The following is a 16,398-nucleotide window of genomic DNA, read 5'->3' as shown; positions in this document are numbered from 1 at the left end:
CGCGCGGGGTCAGCCCGAAGGTCTTGCCGACCTGCTCGGAGCCGATGAGGACCAGCGCGCCGGAACTCGTGAGTTCCGGCCTCAATCACGCGAGTTCCGGCCTCAATCACGTGGGATCCGGCTCCATTCACGTGGGTTACGGCTCCAATCACGTGGGATCCGGCCTCAATCACGTGGAGTCTGGCCTCGGTCGCGGGAGGACCGGCCTCGAGCGCGGGAGATCGGGGCCGGTTCACGCGGGTTTCGGGTTCATCAGCTCGCCCAGGCGGCTTCGTCGACCGGGGAGCGGTCCAGCAGCGGGGCCCACCACGACTCGTGGTCGCGGTACCAGGCGATCGTTTCGCGCAGACCCGGCTCGAAGTCCACCGTGGGCGCCCACCCGAGCTCGGTCCGCAGCTTCGTCGAGTCCAGCAGGTAACGCCGGTCGTGGGACGGCCGGTCGGGCACGATCGTCTTGATCGAGGCGTCCAGCCCCAGCTCGGCGACGATCAGGTCGGCGATCACCTCGATGTCGGCCTCGAAGCCGCTGCCCACGTGGTAGGTCTCCCCCACCCGGCCCCGGTCGAGCACCGCCTCGATCGCCCGGCAGTGATCGCTCACGTGCAGCCATTCGCGCCGGTTCTTCGTCGAGGCGTACAGCGGCAGTTCCCGGCCACGCAGGGCTCGCGTGACGAACAGCGGGATGACCTTCTCGGGGAACTGGTACGGCCCGTAGTTGTTGGCGCAGTTCGTGATCGTCACCGGGAGCCCGTAGGCCAGGTGGTACGCGCGCACCGCGTGGTCCGCGCCGGCTTTCGAAGCGTTGTACGGGGTCCGCGGCCGGTACGGCGATTCCTCGGTGAACGCGGCGGTCTCGTCGAGCGCCATGTCCCCGTACACCTCGCAGGTGGACACGTGGTGGAACCGGGTGACCCCGGTCCGGCGGCACGCTTCCAGCAGCTGCTGGGTGCCGATCACGTTGGTGGCGAAGAACTCGCTCGGCCGCAGGATCGCCAGGCTGTTGTGGGACTCGGCCGCGAAGTTGACCACGACGTCGACCCCGTGCGAGCGCAGCACGTGCTCGACGAGCTGCCCGTTCCGGATGTCGCCGTGCACGAACGGGACGTCCGCCACGTCGGCGAGGGTCTCCCGGTTGCCGGCGTAGGTCAGCGCGTCGAAGGCGACGACGGTGTCGCCGGGGTGGCCGTCGAGCCAGTGGCGCACGAAGTTCGATCCGATGAATCCGGCGGCGCCGGTGACCAGGATGGTGGACATGTTCTCCTCGCGAATGGTGGTGGTCGGCGGTCAGGCGTCCAGGACACCCGCCGGCTGCTTCTCCAGTGCCAGGCACGCCTGGTAGTCCGGCAGGATCCCGGCGTTCATCGCCTCCGCCAGGGTGGGCGCGGTCCGGTCGCGTTCGGACATGACCAGCGGCCCCGCCGGGATCGGCAGGCCGAGGTCCGCGTCGAGCACCGCCAGTCCCAGCTCCTGTTCCGGGGCGTAGCTTTCCGAGAGCAGGTAGGTCATCAGGCTGTCGTCTTCCAGGGCGTAGAACGCGTGCCCCACCCCCACCGGCAGGTAGACCGACCGGCAGTCCTCCGGCCCGAGCACGACCGAGTCCCACCGGCGGAACGTCGGCGAACCCACCCGCAGGTCGACGACGAAGTCGAGGATGGCGCCCTTCGGGCAGTACACGTACTTCGCGCAACCGGGCGGGGTCCTGGTGAAGTGGACGCCCCGGATCACCCCCTGCCGCGAGCAGCTGTAACTGGTCTGGGCGACCTCCACGAGCGGCTTGCCGACCGCTTCGACGAAGGCCGGCCGTTGGTAGGGCGAGACGAAGAACCCCCGGTCGTCGGGGTACTTCCGCGCCGTGAACTCGATCGCGCCTTCGACGGCCAGTTCACGCGACCACATGGCATCCCTCCATAGCGAGCGTCAGTGCGGCAGGCTGCGCAGGCAGGCGATCAGGCTGCGCGCCTCGATGTTGACGTAGTGGCCGTGCCGCAGCAGCTCGGTGAGCTGCCAGCCGGCCACCCAGCAGTAGTCCTCCGGAGGTTCGGTGACGAAGTCCTCGTCGACCTCCACCACGCGGTAGCGCGTGAGGGCGTGGAGGAACCGGCCGCCTTCTTCGGACAGGACGGCGGAAAACCGCGTCCGGCCCAGCCGCCCCCGGGCCACTTCCCGGATGCGGGGGTCGGTGATCTCGGAGACGTCCTCGCCGGGCGACAGCTGGATGGTGGGCCCGATCTCCACGAGGTCGAGCAGGCCGAGCTCCGGCCGCGCCTGCACGAGCACGTGCCGCACCCCGCCGATCAGCTTCGTGACGAACACGGCGAGCCCCTGCCCGCGCGGCTCCAGCAACGGCTGCGTCCACCGGGTCACCTCCCGGTTCCCCGCCGTGACCCGCACGCCGGTGATCCGGAACTGCCGCCGCCGGTCGTCCACGATCTCGCCGCCGGCGACGGCCCAGCCGCCCACCTCCGCCAGCGGGATCAGCCGGGCGTGCCAGTCACACCGCGTCTTGGCCTCGGTGAACCAGCTGAGGATGTCCGCGACCGCGTGCCGGGCCGTTCCCGCTTCGGCGCCGGGGCCGGCCGGGGGCAGGCAGGCCAGCACCGTGCGCGCGTCCATGTTGACCAGGTTGTCGATCCGCAGCAGCCGGTGCACCAGCGGCAGCGGCAGCCACCGGAAGTCCGGCGCGACCGGCACCTCGCCGTCGACCTTGACGACGAGGTTGCGGTTGCGCTTGCGCCAGAACCAGGCCCCCTGCTCGGACTGCAGCACGTCGACCAGCACCTCGCCGCGGGCGAGACCGGTGAAGTACTCCAGGTACCGGGTCTGCGCGCCGCGGTGGACCTGCGTGTAGTTGCTCCTGGTCGCCTGCACGGTGGGCGACAGCTGGAGCACGTTCACGTTCCCCGGCTCCATCTTCGCCTGCATCAGGCAGTGCGGGACGCCGTCGATCTCCTTGACCAGGATGCCGAGCACGCCGATCTCGTGCTGGTGGATGACCGGCTGCGACCGCTCGACCGCCCCGCCGAACCGGACCTGCAGCCCTTCGACGGTGAAGAACCGGCCGCTTTCGTGCCCGAGGTTCCCGGTCGCCGGGTCGAACCGCCACGCGTCCAGCTCCGTGAGCGGAACCCGGTCCACTTCGAACCGGCCGGCCCGGTGCCGCTCCGCCCACCACCGCTCGAACTCCGCGAGGGTGGACACGACGGTGTCCGGATCGGTGGCCGGAAGCCGCCGGGACACCTGTCGCGGCGCGGTGATGGCACGCTCGATCACCGGACACCTCCTTTCCCTTGCGAGGCACCCGGTCGCCGGGCCCGGGCGCCTCGTCCGTCAGAGCTGCGCGAGGACATCGAGCAGCACGGCGATGAACTTGTCCTGGTCCTCGGGCGTGAAGGACGGGTACATCGGCAGCGAGAAGATCTCGCCGGCCAGCTTCTCGGTGACCGGCAAGGAGCCCTCGCCGTAGCCGAGGTGGGCGAAGCCCCGCTGGGTGTGCACCGGCCAGGGGTAGCTGACGTTGAGGGCCACGTCGTGCTCCTTCAGCGCGGCCAGCACCTCGTCGCGCCGCGGGTGGCGCACGACGTAGACGTAGTACACGTGCTCGTTGCCCTCGGCGACCGCGGGCAGCACCAGGCCGCTGCCCTCGAGTGCCTCGGCGTACCGGGCCGCGATCTCCCGGCGCCGCACGAGGTAGCCGTCCAGCCGCGTGAGCTTCCGGCGCAGGATCTCGGCCTGCACCTCGTCGAGCCGGCTGTTGTACGCGGGCGTCTGGACGACGTGGTAGACGTCTTCCATGCCGTAGTAGCGCAGCCTTCGCAGATCGGCGTCGAGTTGCGCGTCGGCGGTGACGACGGCCCCGCCGTCGCCGTAGGCCCCGAGCACCTTGGTCGGGTAGAACGAGAACGCGGCCGCCCGGCCCATCGACCCGGCGATCCGGCCGTGGTGCCGCGCACCGTGGGCCTGGGCGCAGTCTTCGAGGATCGGCAGGCCGTGCCGGGCCGCGATCGCCTCCAGCGGGGCCATCTCGACGCACTGGCCGTACAGGTGCACCGGCAGCAGGCACTTCGTGCGCCCGGTGATCGCCGCCTCCACCCGGGAGACGTCCATGAGGTAGTCCTCCTCGCGGACGTCCACGAACACCGGGGTCGCCCCCACCGCGTCGATCGCGACCACGGTCGGCGCGGCCGTGTTCGACACCGTGATCACCTCGTCGCCCGCGCCCACGCCGAGCGCGCGCAGGCCGAGGACGAGCGCGTTCGTCCCGTTGTCGACCCCCACGGCGTGCGCCACGCCGTGGTAGGCGGCGAACTCGCGCTCGAAGCCCTCCACGCTCGGGCCGAGGACGAGCCGGCCGGACCGGAAGACCGAGTCGACCGCGGCGAGGATTTCGTCGCGTTCGTCCTCGTACTCCCGGACATATCCCCACACGTATTGCGTCATGGTCGCGCCCCACCTCCACGGTGCGTCGTCGTCGGCTTTTCGGTCGTCCGGATGCGGTTTCGGTCAGGCAACGTGCACCTCGGGCACGTAGTGGATCCACTTCCCGCCGGCGTCGCGGAACTGCTGTTCCTTCGCCATGATTTCCTCGGCGTGGTTCCAGGCGAGCAGGAGCGCGTAGTCCGGGTACGGGTCGGCGAACTCCGCGGGCGGCCGGACGGGGATGTGCGAGCCCGGCGTCAGCCTGCCCTGCTTGGTCGGGCTGGTGTCGCTGACGAAGGCGAGCAGGTCGGGCCCGATCCCGCAGAGGTTCAGCACCGTGGCGCTCTTCGCCGTGGCACCGTAGCCGACGACGCGCTTGCCCTCGTCGCGCAGCTTTTCCAGCAGACCGACCAGATCGGCGCAGTTCTGCCGGACGCGGTCGCCGAACCGCCGGAGCGTCTCGAAGTCCGCCAGCTTCCGCGCTTCTTCCTCGGCCCGCAGCGCCGCGACGGCGGGGGCCGGGGTCCGGGCGCCGGGAAGCGCGAGGGTGTAGCGCACTTCGCCGCCGTGCACCGGCAAGCGCTCGGCGTCGACCAGCTCGAGCCCGTGGTGTTCGGCCATCGCCTGCACCGACTGCACGGTGAAGAAGAAGAAATGCTCGTCGTAGATCTGGTCGAACGAGGTGCGCTCGACGATGTCGGCGAAGTACGGGTCCTCGAACACGAACACCCCGCCCGGCGCGAGCAACCTCGTGACGCCACGCAGGATCGACCCCATGTACGGGATGTGGCACAGCGTGTTCGCCGCGTAGATGACGTCCGCCCGGCCCTCGGTGGCGGCGATGTCCTCGGCCGTCGATTCCTCGAAGAAGGCGTTGCGGACGTTGATGCCCTTCGCCGCGGCCAGCTTGGCCACGCCGCCGGACGGCTCGACGCCGAGGTGCCGGATCCCGGCTTCGGCCAGCGCCTTGAGCATGACGCCGTCGTTGCAGCCGAGCTCCACCACGAACGGGTCCGCTCCGGTGAGCTCGGTGGTGCGGAAGCGCTCGGCCAGCTTGCCGAAGTGCTCGCGCATGAACGTCGACCCCGAGGACAGGTAGGGGTAGTCCTCGTGGAACATCTTGTCCCGCGGCACCTCCGCCATGAGCTGCACCATCGAGCACGACTCGCAGATCCCGGTCGCGAGCCGGAAGAAGAACTCCTCGCCGGGCCGGGCGGGATCGACGAACGCGTCGGACAGCGGCTGGCGCCCGAAGTCGAAAAACTCGTGGACTGTGCCGTCGCAGATACGGCACTGGGACGTGGCCGGCATTTCGTTCTCCTTGTCCTCGAACCCGGACTGCGTGGAAGACCACCGATTCTGCGGCAATAATCCACGAAGTCCACCCGGGTTTCAACAAGCGGCAATTGCCGTTCGCGGCACGGGTCGCCGATGATTGTCCACGGCTCGCCGACGGTGCTACCTTCGCAGCAAATCACCTGCGCGGCCGGCGGCGAACTGTCCCGCCGGCGGGACGCACCCGGAGCCGGATCGGCACTGACAAGGGGGTTGCCAGCTGTGTTGTTGCAGAAGGACGAAGTGACCAGGACGCTCATCGAGACGGCCAGGATGATTTACGAGGAGCAGGCCGACGACGGAAAGCCACCGGCCTCGATCCGGGACCTCGACTCTTTCAACCTGGTCCAGATCGTGCTCGAACTGGAGAACATCTACAACATCAAGCTGTTCGAGGACCTGCAGCCGTACCGGTCCGGCGAAGGCTATCGGAACGGCGATTTCGAGGAATTCGCCGAAATCATCGTCACCATCGCGGCGAAACAGAACACCGGCGCGATCGCGGCGGAAAACTGAAGGAGCGGCCGTGACGGACGGTGCCTCGAAGCCACTGGTGGTCGTGCTCGGCGCCTCCGGCCTGCTGGGGACGGCGGTGACCAGGGAACTGGCCGCCCGCCCGGTGCGGCTGCGGGCCGTCGCGAGGCGGCCGGCCACCGTGCCGCGCGACCCGGTGGCCGAGGTCGAGGTGCGGACCGCCGACCTCACCGAACCCGGCGAACTCGCCCGGGCCGTCGCCGGCGCGGACGCGGTGGTGCACCTGGTCGCCTACATCACCGGCGCCCGGACCTGGCGGGCGGCCGACGAAGACGACGCCGCGGAGCGGGTGAACACCGGCCTGGTGCGCGACCTGCTCGGCGTGTTCCGGCGGCACCGCCCCGCGCCGCCGCCGGTGGTGGTCTTCGCCGGGTCGACCTCGCAGGTGGGCACCGGCGGCTCCGGCCTGCTCGACGGCACCGAGCGGGACGCGCCGCAGACCACGTACGACCGCCACAAGGTCGCCGCCGAGCTCGCGCTCGAGGCCGCGACCGCCGCGGGCGTCGTGCGCGCCACCACCCTCCGGCTGCCCACGTTGCTGAGCCGGGGAACCGACGACCCCGCGCTCGACCGCGGGGTGGCGGCCACCATGATGCGGCGCGCGCTCGCCGGCGAACCGCTGACGCTCTGGTTCGGCGGGACGGCCCGGCGGGACCTCGTCTGCGTCGACGACGCCGCGCGCGCGTTCGTGGCGGCGCTGGAGCACGCGGACCGGCTCGCCGGGCGGCACTGGCTCCTCGGCAGCGGCACCGGGACCAGCATCGCCGAACTGTTCACGCTCATCGCCGACGTGACCGCCGGGCACACCGGAAAACCACCGGTGGAGATCGTGCCGGTCGGCGATCCCGGCGGCTCGGTCCCGACCGACGCGGTGGACTTCGTCGGCGATCCGGCGCCGTTCCACGACATCACCGGCTGGTCCGCCCGCGTTCCGCTGCGCGCGGCGCTGGCGGACCTGGCCGCCGCACTCACCCGCGATCCCGCCGCACCACTGCGCTGAGCGGTGCCGAGCCCGGGTCGTCCAGAGAGGAAAGCCATGCGTGTTCTGTTCACCTGCTACGCGGAGAAGACCCACTTCCTCGGCATGGTGCCGCTGGCGTGGGCGCTGCGCGCGGCCGGCCACGAAGTCCGGGTCGCCAGCCAGCCCAAGCTGACCGACGTGATCACCCAGGCCGGCCTCACCGCGGTGCCGGTCGGCACCGACCACAACCTCTGGACGGCGGCGAACCGGTTCCTCACGAAGCGGTTCGCCGAGTTGAACCCGGAGGGCTACGAACGCATCCGCCGCGGGGTGTTCCCGCCGTTCGACATGCCGGACGACCCGGCCGAGGTCACGTGGGAGTACCTGGACGGCGCCAACCCCGAGATCCTCAAGGCGGTCCGGAACGCCAACCACTCGATGATCGACGAGCTGGTGGACTTCGCCGGCTTCTGGCAGCCGGACCTCGTCCTGTGGGAGCAGGCCAGCTTCGCCGGCCCGATCGCGGCGAAGGCGTGCGGCGCGGCGCACGGCCGGTTCCTGTGGGGGCTGGACTTCTACGGCCGCTGGCGGACCCGGTACGTGCGGGAACGAGCCTTGCGCCCGGACGAGCGGAGCGCCGACGTGCTGGCCGACTGGCTCGGCGCGGAGGCCGCGAAGGTCGGCGCCGAGTTCTCCGAGGACATGACCACGGGCCAGTTCGGCGTCGAGCAGCTCCCCGTGTCCCAGCGGGTGGAGACCGGCCTGCACTCGGTGTCCGTCCGCTACGTCCCCTACGGCGGTCCCGCCGTCGTCCCGTCCTGGCTGTGGGAGCCGCCGGCCCGGCCGCGGGTCGCCATCACGCTCGGCCTGACCTCGTCCGAGAGCTTCGGCGGCTACATGGTCGACGTTCAGTCCATTTTGGACTCGCTGGCCGACCTCGACGTCGAGGTGGTGGCCACCGTGGCCGAGAACGAGCAGCACAAACTGTCCCGTGTCCCGGACAACGCGCGGGTGGTCGCCTACGCGCCGCTGCACGCGCTCGCCCCCACCTGCTCGGCGATCGTGCACCACGCCGGGGCGGGCACCATGGCGACCGCGACCGTTTCCGGGGTGCCGCAGCTGATCCTGCCGGACCAGCAGGACGGCTGGTACACCGCCCGCCGCCTCGCCGAACTGGGCGGGGGCCTGGTGATCGAGCCCGTCGACGCCACCGGGGCCGCGGTGCGCGAGGCGGTCGAGGCCCTGCTGACGGAACCGTCCTACCGGGACGGGATCGGACGGCTGCGCGCGGAGATCCTCGCCACACCGGCCCCGGCCGGCATCGTCGGCGAACTGGCCGAACTCACCGAAAAGTACCGCGGCTGACCACCGTTCCGACCATCGACCACAAAGGACACAACCCGTGCGCGTGCTCTTCGTGACCTATCCCGAGAAGATCATGTTCCTGGGCATGGTGCCGCTGGCCTGGGCCCTGCGTGCCGCGGGTCACGAGGTGCGGGTGGCCAGCCAGCCCGGGTTGAACGACGTCGTCACCGAGGCCGGGCTGACGGCGGTCCCGGTCGGCCGGGACCACGGCCTGTACCGCGTGCTCGGCATCGAGCCCGAGAAGCTCGCCGCCGCCCGCGCCGGGTTCCCGCGGCCCTACGACGTGGTCGACGTGCCCAGGAAGCGCATCTGGACGTACCTGAACAAGGGGTTCGACTTCGCGGTCACCTGGTGGCACAAGATGGAGAACGTGCCGATGGTCAACCCGCTGGTCAAGTTCGCCCGGCACTGGCAGCCGGACCTGGTGCTGTGGGAACCCACCAGCTTCGCGGGGGCGATCGCGGCCAAGGCCACCGGCGCCGCGCACGGCCGGATCAGCTGGGGGCTCGACGTCTTCGGCGTGGCCAGGCACCACTTCCTCGAGGTGATGCACCGGCAGCCGGCGGAGCACCGCGACGATCCGCTGGCGAACTGGCTCGGCGGGCAGGCCGAGCGGTTCGGTGCGGAGTTCTCCGAGGACATGATCACCGGCCAGTTCACCATCGAGCAGATCCCGCCGTCCCTGCGGATGCCCGCGCCCGGGCTCCGCTACGTCGACCTGCGGTACGTCCCGTACGGCGGGCGGGCGAGCGTGCCGGACTGGCTGCGGCGACCGCCCGAGCGTCCTCGCGTGCTGCTCACCCTCGGGTTGAGCGCCATCGAACGGTTCAGCGGCTACACCGTGGACCTCAAGGAGATCTTCGGGTCACTGTCCGATTTGGACATCGAAGTCGTCGCCACCATCGCCGACCGGGTGCGGGACGAGCTGGGCACCCTGCCGGGCAACGTCCGGGCGGTCCCGTTCGTGCCGCTGCCCGCGCTGCTGCCGACCTGCTCGGCCGTGATCAACCACGCCGGGTTCGGCACGCTGTGCACCACCGCGCTGAACGCGGTGCCCCAGCTGGCCCTGCCGGTGCACTTCGACGAACCGCGGCTGGCGGCCTCACTCGCCCGGCAGGGGGCCGGGCTGACGATCCATTCCGACGAGGCGACCGGGGACCGGGTCCGCGACCACCTCGTCCGGCTGCTGGACGAACCCGCCTTCCGCGAGGGCAGCGCCCAGCTGCGCGACGAAATGCTGGCCATGCCCGCCCCGAGCGACTTCGTCGGCGAGCTGGAAGACCTGGTGTCCGAGCACCGCGCCCGGACCTGAGCGGCGGAGGAGAACCGACGATGACCACCGGTAGCCAGGGAACCGGACCGCTGCCGGACGTCCGGCTCGGGGTGTCCCGCGGGCTCACCTACGGGATCCACACCGAGCCGGACGTCTTCATGCCGGTCGTGCGGGAGCTGGGAGCCCGCGCCATCCGCATGTACCTGTACTGGTCCCAGATCGAGCCGGAGCCGGGCCGGTTCGCCTGGGACGCCGTCGACGCGATGCTGGACCAGATGACGGACTCCGACGAGCTCTGGGTCACCGTGTACTCCACGTCGACCTGGGCGACCCGGGACCCGAACCCCACGCTCCCCGCTTCCCCCGCCCTGGACCTGGCCCAGTACCGGCGGTTCGTGCGCGAGCTGGTCACGCGGTGCCGCGGCCGGGTCCGGATGTGGCAGTGCGACAACGAGCCGTGCGTCGACTTCCTGTGGACCGGTTCCGCCGCGGACTATCTGGGTCATCTCGAGGTCTTCTGGCAGGTCGTGCGGGAGGTCGACCCGCAGGCGCTGGTGGTCGTCGGCGGCGTTCCGCCGGACGCGCTCCCCGTCGAAGGCGAGCAGGTCGACGAGGTGGCCGTCGCCTACGTCGAAGCGATCGTCGCCGGCGGCGGCGCCTGGTTCGACGTGTTCGACGTCCACCCCTACGGTGATCCCTACCTGACCCCGGTGATCGTCGAGGCCGCGCACCGGATGCTGGCGGAGCACGGCCTGGCCAAGCCGGTGGTGCTCGGTGAGTACAACGGTCCCTTCCCGTTCGCGCTCCCCCAGCTCAGGCCGCGCCTCTCGGGTCTGCTGGGTGGCGTCGGAGCGACGGAGGAGCCGGCCGGGCCCGACGACGGCACGGTCGAGCAGCAGTGGCGGGCGACGGCAGAGCCCGCGATGGTCGCGCTCTACCGGCGGATGTCGGTGATGCCGCCGTTGCTGCAGATGTTCATGGTCGGCTGTCCCGCGGAGCTGGAGGAGAAGCGCCACCGGTGGAACTGCCGCGACCTGGTGATGCGCAACCTGCTGGCGCTGTCCGCGGGAGTGCGCCGGACCGCCTGCTGGCAGCTGGGCCCGGACCGGCCCGGTCCGCGGAACCCGTACCAGGTGATGGAGCTGCTGTTCGGCAAGTTCGACCTGGTGGGCTACGAGGGCGAGAAGCTCGGCCCCCGGTACCCGGCCGGCGAGACGCTGGCCCTGCTGACCGAGCGGCTCGACGGCACCCGGCAGGTCGCCAGGATCGACGTGCCGGGCCGCGAAGACGTGTTCCTGTTCGAGGTGGACCGGGCCGGCCGCGGCCCCCTGCTGGTCGCCTGGCACCGACGGGACCCGTTCGACGGCGAGGACGAGCCGCCGGTCCCGTTCGACTGGGCCTGGTCCGCACCGGCCCCGGCGGCGACGGACGCCTTCGGCAAGCCGGTCGCGGTCGAGGTCCGCGCGGGCCGCGTCCACCTCCCCCTTTCGCTGACGCCGGTCTTCGTCGAGTAGCCCCGCCGCAACCCCCGACGCCGAGCCCCACCGGAGGTCCGCCCCGGTGGGGCTCGGCCGTGTTCGTTCTCGGAGGGCCCACCACGGTTCACGACCATCCGTTGCCGGCCGGGACGCACCGAAGCCCACCGGAGTGAAAGTCCGGTGGGCTTTCGGCCGTTTTCGGGGCCGGGCGAGGCGGCGAAGTACGCCCGCTCGTGCTTCCGGTTGCCGGTCCGGCATGGCTGCTCGCCCTTGACGCCGGTGCCGGTGGTTGCGGGGTGACCGAGGCGACGCCGGCGTCGGCCGCGAGGTATCGAGTTGGTGCTCGCCCGAGCGAGGCGCGTGGCCCTTCGCGATCGTGGTCGGCTTGCGGCGGCCGACCTTGACGAGACCGGCCGGGCCGCCGCAGCGGGAGAGGATTCCAGCACCGCCGGATGCGAGGTCCGCGGGCCGATGGCCTGTTCGAGGGCGCCGGTGTCGTGGCGAGCCGGCGACCACGGCTCCCTCGCCGGGAGCCGCGACCGGGCTCACCCCGCCGCGCGCTGCTCCGTGTCGTCGGACACCAGCAGCTGCGTGGTGGCCAGCTCGTTGTACAGCGGGTCCGACTTGATCAGCTCGTGGTGGGTGCCGACCGCCCGCACCTTTCCCGCGTCCAGCACCACGATCCGGTCGGCCTGGACCACAGTGGACAGCCGGTGGGCCACCACCACGACGGTGAGCTCGCGCGCCGCCTCGGCGACGGTTTCGCGCAGGGCCAGCTCGTTGACCGCGTCCAGCTGCGAAGTCACCTCGTCGAGCAGGAGCAGGCGTGGGCGCCGCAGCAGCGCCCGTGCCACCGCGACCCGCTGCCGCTCGCCGCCGGACAGCGTGTTGCCCCGGTGGCCGACCGCCGTGTCCACGCCGTCCGGGAGCTTCGCCACCAGCCGGTCGAGGCGGGTGCGCTGCAGCACCCGCTCGATGTCCGCCTCTTCGGCGTGCGGGACGCCGATCAGCAGGTTCTCCCGCAGCGTGCCGGCCAGCACCGGGGCGTCCTGCTCGACGTAACCGATGGACGCCCGCAGCAGGTACAGGGGCCAGTCGCGGACGTCGTGGCCGTCCAGGAGGATCCGGCCGCCGTCCGGTTCGTAGAACCGCTCCAGCAGCGCGAACACCGTGGACTTGCCCGCCCCCGATGGCCCCACCAGCGCGGTGATCCCGCCGGCCGGCACGTCGAAGGTCACCTCGTGGTGCACCAGCTGCTCGGTCCCCGGGTACCGGAAGGCGACCTCCTGGAAGCTGACCGACGCCGGCGCCTTGTCCGACGGCCCGCCGCCCGCGAAGCCGTTCCCGTTGGCGATCCGCGCCAGCTCCGCCTCCGGTTTCGGCTCGACCTCCAGCTGCTGCACCTCGCGGATGCGCCGCGTGGAAGCCAGCCCGGCGCTGAGGTTCGACGCCGCCTCGAGCACGGACCCGACCGGTTCGAGCAGGTAGAACAGGTACAGCAGGAACGCCACCAGCGTGCCGATCTCGATGTCCCCGGTCGCCACCCGGGCGCCGCCGATGCCCAGCACGACCAGGAACGACACGTGGATCGCCAGCGTGGCGCAGGCCCCGACCAGCCCGTGCAGCCAGGCGAGCCGCACGCCGTACTTCCACGCCGTGGTCGTCGCGTCGACGGCCCTGGCCTCTTCCCGCGGCTCCAGCCCGGCCGCCTTGATCATCCGGAAGGCGCCGAGCGAGCGTTCGAGGGTGCTGCTGATCTCGCCGACGGCCGTCTGGACCCGCTCGTTGTACCGCGCGAAGAACGGCACCACCAGCCCGATCAGGACGCCGGCGAAGGCCAGCACGCCCAGGGTCGCCAGCACCAGCACCGGGTCCATCAGGAACATCATCGTCACGATGCCGGCGAACATCAGCAGGCCCCGGCCCGAGTCCACGAGTGCCTGGCTCGCCACCTCCCGCAGGAGCGTCGTGTCCGCGGTGACCCTGGACATCAGGTCACCGGGCTGGAACTTGGCCGTCTGCGGCACGCGCAACCACAGGATCCGGCCGACCAGGCGGCGCCGGGAGTCGCGGACCACCGACTCGGCGCTGCGCCCGAGCAGGTACGAGCCGATCGTGGTGATCAGCGCGCCGAGCAGCACGGCTCCGGTCAGCAGGAGGATCGGCCCGGTCACCGCCCGGCCGTCGGAGAGCGAGTCGATGAGCTCCTTGGTCACCAGCGGCTGGACCAGCCCGATCAGGCTGCCGACCGTGCTGAGCACCCCGCCCGCCAGCACCAGCTTCCGGTACGGGCGGAGGTAGGAGAACAGCTCCCGCCACGCCGACGGTTCGAGCACCGAACCGCCCTCCGCCGTCTTGCTCGTTGTCACCTGGCACCTCCTGGCCTGGGTGTTGCCGACGTGTTCGTCCCGGGCAGCGCCGCCGCGGTCTCGGACAGCAGCCGGGCCGCGGCGCGCACCTCGGCCGCCATCGGCCGGTCGGCCGCCAGCGGCGGCGATATCTCCGCCAGTGCCGCCCAGGGATCGCCGGCCGCTTCCCGGCCCAGCGACGCGGTCAGCTGGGCGACGCCGACCGCGAGGGAGCCGACGGCCAGCCAGGCCAGCTCGGCCGCTTCGGCGACCGCGGTGGCGCCGTTGAGCGCCATCGGCACGTGGTCCTGGTTCCAGCCGTTGGTGGGCAGGCTCGTCAGCGAGGCCGGGTAGACGTGCTGCCGGATCCGGGCGATGAACGAGGTCGCGCTCAGCTGCACCCCGGCGAGGCCGCAGCCCCGGCCGGGGCGCGGGGTGAGCATCGGCGGCAGCCCGCCGTTGGTCGCCGGGTCGCAGAGCAGCGCGAGCTGCCGCTCGGCGAGGTAGGCCACCTGGTGCAGCACCAGCCCGGTCTGGTCGGAGCAGAACCCGACCGGCATCGCGTGGAAGTTGCCGCCGTGCAGGACGGCTCCCTCATGGGTGAGCGGGTTGTCGGTACAGCCTTCGGCCTCGCGCAGCAGCACCTCCCCGGCGAACCGGAGCTGGTCCAGCGCCGCGCCGAGCACCTGCGGGGCGCAGCGCAGGCTGTAGGGCTCCTGGAGCGGCCGGTGCGGTGACCGCTCCGCGTCGGCGGGGAGCTCGCGCCGCACCCAGCCGGCCACCTCGGCCTGCCCGCGTTGACCGCGGGCCGCGCCGACGCCGGGGTGGTACGCCTCGGGGTTCGCCCCGAGCAGGTCCGCCACCCGGCCGGTCAGCAGCGCCACGGCCCGCACGAGCCGCAGGGTCGTGTCCTGGTTGAGGATCGCGAGGGCGAGGCTGGCCCCGGTGCCGTTGACGAAGGCGAGCGCCTCGCGGACCGGCCACTCGACCGGCTCGGCGCCCAGCTCCGCCAGCACCAGCGCGGCCGGCTTCGTCGACCACCGCTCGTCGGCGTCCCGCACCCAGGCCTCGCCGATGCCGGCGAAGGTCTGCGCCGCGTAGGCGAGCGGCTGCAGGTCGCCACTCGCGCTCACGGTCCCTTCCCGCGGGATCGCCGGGACGAACCCGCGGTTCCACAGGTCCGCGAGCCGCTGCCAGAAGTCCGGCGAAACGGCGGAGTAGCCCTTGCGCATGCTCTCCAGCCGCAACCGGACGATCAGCCGGCAGGCCTCCGGCGCCAGCGGCCGCCCCTGGCTGGTGCCGAGGTGGGCGAGCAGGCTGCTGCCCTGCTCCGCCTCGGACTCCGCGTCGAACCACACCAGCGGCCCGAAACCCCGGGTCAGACCGTAGACGGGCCGGCCGGCCGCGAGCGCTTTGTCGACAGCGTCCGAACTCGTGCGCATCCGGTCGACGTCGGCCTCGTCGCACGCTTCGAGCACCACGCCGTGGTCCGCGCCGCGGACCAGCTCGGCCAGCCGCCGCTGCGCGCTCACCGTCCGGTGCCCGTGCCGTCGGTGCGGGCGGGCGGCACCCGGCGGGTCTTGCCGGTGTCCGTGCGGTCGATCCGGTCGAGCACGAGCACCTTCCTCGGCAGCACCCCGAGGTGCCGGCGCACCGCCTGGACGTCGACGTCGTGCCCGGCTTCCGGGACGACGAGCAAGTCGACGTGCTCCCCGGTCAGGTCGTCCGCCGCGGGGACCAGCGCCAGGTCCGCGCACGGCAGGACGGCGCGCAGGGACCGCTCCAGCTCGTCGAGGTTCAGCCGGCGGCCGTTGACCTTGACCAGGCTGCCGCGCCGGCCCACGAAGGAGAACCCGCGGGCGCCGACCGGGCGCACGAAGTCGTCCATGGTCAGCTCCGCCGGCCGTGGCCGGCCCGGGACGGCGGCCAGCCGGGGACCGGCGATCCGGAGCGGCACCTCCGCACCGGTGTCCTTTTCGGACAACAGGCGGACGTCGTCGAACAGTTCCCACGGCGGGTTCCCGCCCGTCCACTCCCGTTTCGCCACCCCGCCCGTCTCGGTGGACCCGAACACTTCGGTGACGCTGACCCGGCCGGGGCCCGCCGCGGCGAGGAGGCCGGCGGCGGAGGCGGGCAGCGTCGCCGTGCTGTGCAGGACGGCCACGTGGTCCTTCGAACGCACCCAGGAGATGTTCCGGCGCAGCAGGGAAAACACCCACGGGATCGCCACCACCGCCCACCGCGCGCCGCCCTCCGCCGGCATCGGCCCGAACAGGTCCGGCCGGTACCACCCGGGAACGCCCAGCCGGGCCGGCACGAGCACGGTCGCCAGCAGGCCGAAGATGTGGCGGGGCGGGGCGAAGGACAGCACCGCGTCCGGCTTCCGCGGCCGCAGCAGGTCCGCCAGCAGTCCCGCCTCCGCCCACAGCTGGTCGAACGTGCGCCGCCAGACGCGGCCGGGGCCGGTGGTGCCGGAGGTGCTCAGGTCCACCGGGTCCGGGAACACCCGCCGCGCGAGTGCTTCGGCGTCGAGGGCGGAGGAGTCCCAGCGGACGAGCCACGCGCGGTCCGTGATCCGCGGCGCGGCCAGGTCCGCCGAAAGCAGCTCGGCCGGCGTCAGTTCGGTCCACATACTGGCACTCCTCGTGCGGAGGGGATGATTCGGGAAACGCGGATCCGGCGCGGGAA

General features: G+C 71.9%; 13 protein-coding genes and 1 pseudogene. 5 read left to right on the top strand and 9 right to left on the bottom strand.

The window, feature by feature from the left end; genetic code table 11:
- Positions 1-252: 252 nt before the first annotated feature.
- The 5 genes from rfbB to ACWED2_RS14885 all read right to left on the bottom strand — a co-directional run bounded on the left by rfbB (position 253) and on the right by ACWED2_RS14885 (position 5,727).
- Positions 253-1,254 carry a dTDP-glucose 4,6-dehydratase gene (gene rfbB / locus ACWED2_RS14905; protein ID WP_449691015.1) on the bottom strand — a complete coding sequence of 334 codons (1,002 nt, stop codon included), beginning with the start codon at positions 1,252-1,254 and terminating at the stop codon, positions 253-255.
- A gap of 30 nt (positions 1,255-1,284) precedes the next feature.
- Positions 1,285-1,896, bottom strand: a complete 612-nt coding sequence (locus tag ACWED2_RS14900) for a dTDP-4-dehydrorhamnose 3,5-epimerase family protein (protein WP_449691014.1) — start codon at positions 1,894-1,896, stop codon at positions 1,285-1,287.
- Positions 1,897-1,917: 21 nt separating this feature from the next.
- Entirely contained in the window at positions 1,918-3,270 is a 1,353-nt protein-coding gene (locus ACWED2_RS14895; RefSeq protein WP_449691013.1) for an NDP-hexose 2,3-dehydratase family protein, read from the bottom strand.
- A 57-nt stretch (positions 3,271-3,327) separates the two neighbouring features.
- Positions 3,328-4,437, bottom strand: coding sequence for a DegT/DnrJ/EryC1/StrS family aminotransferase (locus ACWED2_RS14890; RefSeq protein ID WP_449691012.1), 1,110 nt, complete (start codon positions 4,435-4,437; stop codon positions 3,328-3,330).
- A 63-nt stretch (positions 4,438-4,500) separates the two neighbouring features.
- Positions 4,501-5,727, bottom strand: a complete 1,227-nt coding sequence (locus tag ACWED2_RS14885) for a methyltransferase domain-containing protein (RefSeq protein ID WP_449691011.1) — start codon at positions 5,725-5,727, stop codon at positions 4,501-4,503.
- 120 nt (positions 5,728-5,847) lie between these two features.
- Between ACWED2_RS14885 and ACWED2_RS14880 the strand changes: the two genes are divergently transcribed.
- From ACWED2_RS14880 to ACWED2_RS14860, 5 genes are read left to right on the top strand one after another with little or no spacing between them, the layout of a single operon-like run.
- Positions 5,848-6,267, top strand: a complete 420-nt coding sequence (locus ACWED2_RS14880; protein WP_449691010.1) for a hypothetical protein — start codon at positions 5,848-5,850, stop codon at positions 6,265-6,267.
- A 10-nt stretch (positions 6,268-6,277) separates the two neighbouring features.
- A complete protein-coding gene (locus tag ACWED2_RS14875; RefSeq protein WP_449691009.1) occupies positions 6,278-7,285 on the top strand; it encodes an NAD-dependent epimerase/dehydratase family protein in 1,008 nt (335 codons plus the stop codon).
- A gap of 36 nt (positions 7,286-7,321) precedes the next feature.
- Positions 7,322-8,611 carry an activator-dependent family glycosyltransferase gene (locus ACWED2_RS14870; protein ID WP_449691008.1) on the top strand — a complete coding sequence of 430 codons (1,290 nt, stop codon included), beginning with the start codon at positions 7,322-7,324 and terminating at the stop codon, positions 8,609-8,611.
- A gap of 37 nt (positions 8,612-8,648) precedes the next feature.
- Positions 8,649-9,923, top strand: coding sequence for an activator-dependent family glycosyltransferase (locus ACWED2_RS14865; protein WP_449691007.1), 1,275 nt, complete (start codon positions 8,649-8,651; stop codon positions 9,921-9,923).
- Between the two features lie 20 nt (positions 9,924-9,943).
- Positions 9,944-11,398, top strand: coding sequence for a hypothetical protein (locus tag ACWED2_RS14860; RefSeq protein ID WP_449691006.1), 1,455 nt, complete (start codon positions 9,944-9,946; stop codon positions 11,396-11,398).
- A 309-nt stretch (positions 11,399-11,707) separates the two neighbouring features.
- Here the strand turns inward: ACWED2_RS14860 and ACWED2_RS14855 are convergent.
- From ACWED2_RS14855 to ACWED2_RS14840, 4 genes and pseudogenes are all read right to left on the bottom strand, one after another.
- A pseudogene (locus ACWED2_RS14855) lies at positions 11,708-11,850 on the bottom strand (IS110 family transposase); the annotation flags it as partial.
- A 57-nt stretch (positions 11,851-11,907) separates the two neighbouring features.
- Positions 11,908-13,731 (bottom strand): ABC transporter ATP-binding protein, encoded by a 1,824-nt coding sequence (locus ACWED2_RS14850; RefSeq protein WP_449691005.1) that lies wholly within the window; start codon positions 13,729-13,731, stop codon positions 11,908-11,910.
- Positions 13,728-15,242: an aromatic amino acid lyase gene (locus ACWED2_RS14845; RefSeq protein WP_449691004.1), complete on the bottom strand. Its 1,515-nt coding sequence runs from the start codon at positions 15,240-15,242 to the stop codon at positions 13,728-13,730. Before ACWED2_RS14845 ends, ACWED2_RS14850 begins: the two co-directional genes overlap by 4 nt.
- Positions 15,239-16,342 carry a long-chain fatty acid--CoA ligase gene (locus ACWED2_RS14840; protein WP_449691003.1) on the bottom strand — a complete coding sequence of 368 codons (1,104 nt, stop codon included), beginning with the start codon at positions 16,340-16,342 and terminating at the stop codon, positions 15,239-15,241. The genes ACWED2_RS14845 and ACWED2_RS14840 overlap by 4 nt, the downstream gene beginning before the upstream one ends.
- Positions 16,343-16,398: the final 56 nt, after the last annotated feature.

It is taken from the genome of Amycolatopsis sp. NPDC005003 (genome assembly GCF_053600695.1).
This window is presented reverse-complemented; position numbering and strand designations above follow the sequence as displayed.

What these genes read in the sequence shown, in the direction of transcription:
- ACWED2_RS14860 (WP_449691006.1), top strand. Translation starts at nt 9,944, where the DNA reads ATGACCACCGGTAGCCAGGGAACCGGACCGCTGCCGGACGTCCGGCTC.
- rfbB (WP_449691015.1), bottom strand. Translation starts at nt 1,254, where the DNA reads ATGTCCACCATCCTGGTCACCGGCGCCGCCGGATTCATCGGATCGAAC.
- ACWED2_RS14885 (WP_449691011.1), bottom strand. Translation starts at nt 5,727, where the DNA reads ATGCCGGCCACGTCCCAGTGCCGTATCTGCGACGGCACAGTCCACGAG.
- ACWED2_RS14900 (WP_449691014.1), bottom strand. Translation starts at nt 1,896, where the DNA reads ATGTGGTCGCGTGAACTGGCCGTCGAAGGCGCGATCGAGTTCACGGCG.
- ACWED2_RS14870 (WP_449691008.1), top strand. Translation starts at nt 7,322, where the DNA reads ATGCGTGTTCTGTTCACCTGCTACGCGGAGAAGACCCACTTCCTCGGC.
- ACWED2_RS14880 (WP_449691010.1), top strand. Translation starts at nt 5,848, where the DNA reads ATGATTGTCCACGGCTCGCCGACGGTGCTACCTTCGCAGCAAATCACC.
- ACWED2_RS14840 (WP_449691003.1), bottom strand. Translation starts at nt 16,342, where the DNA reads ATGTGGACCGAACTGACGCCGGCCGAGCTGCTTTCGGCGGACCTGGCC.
- ACWED2_RS14890 (WP_449691012.1), bottom strand. Translation starts at nt 4,437, where the DNA reads ATGACGCAATACGTGTGGGGATATGTCCGGGAGTACGAGGACGAACGC.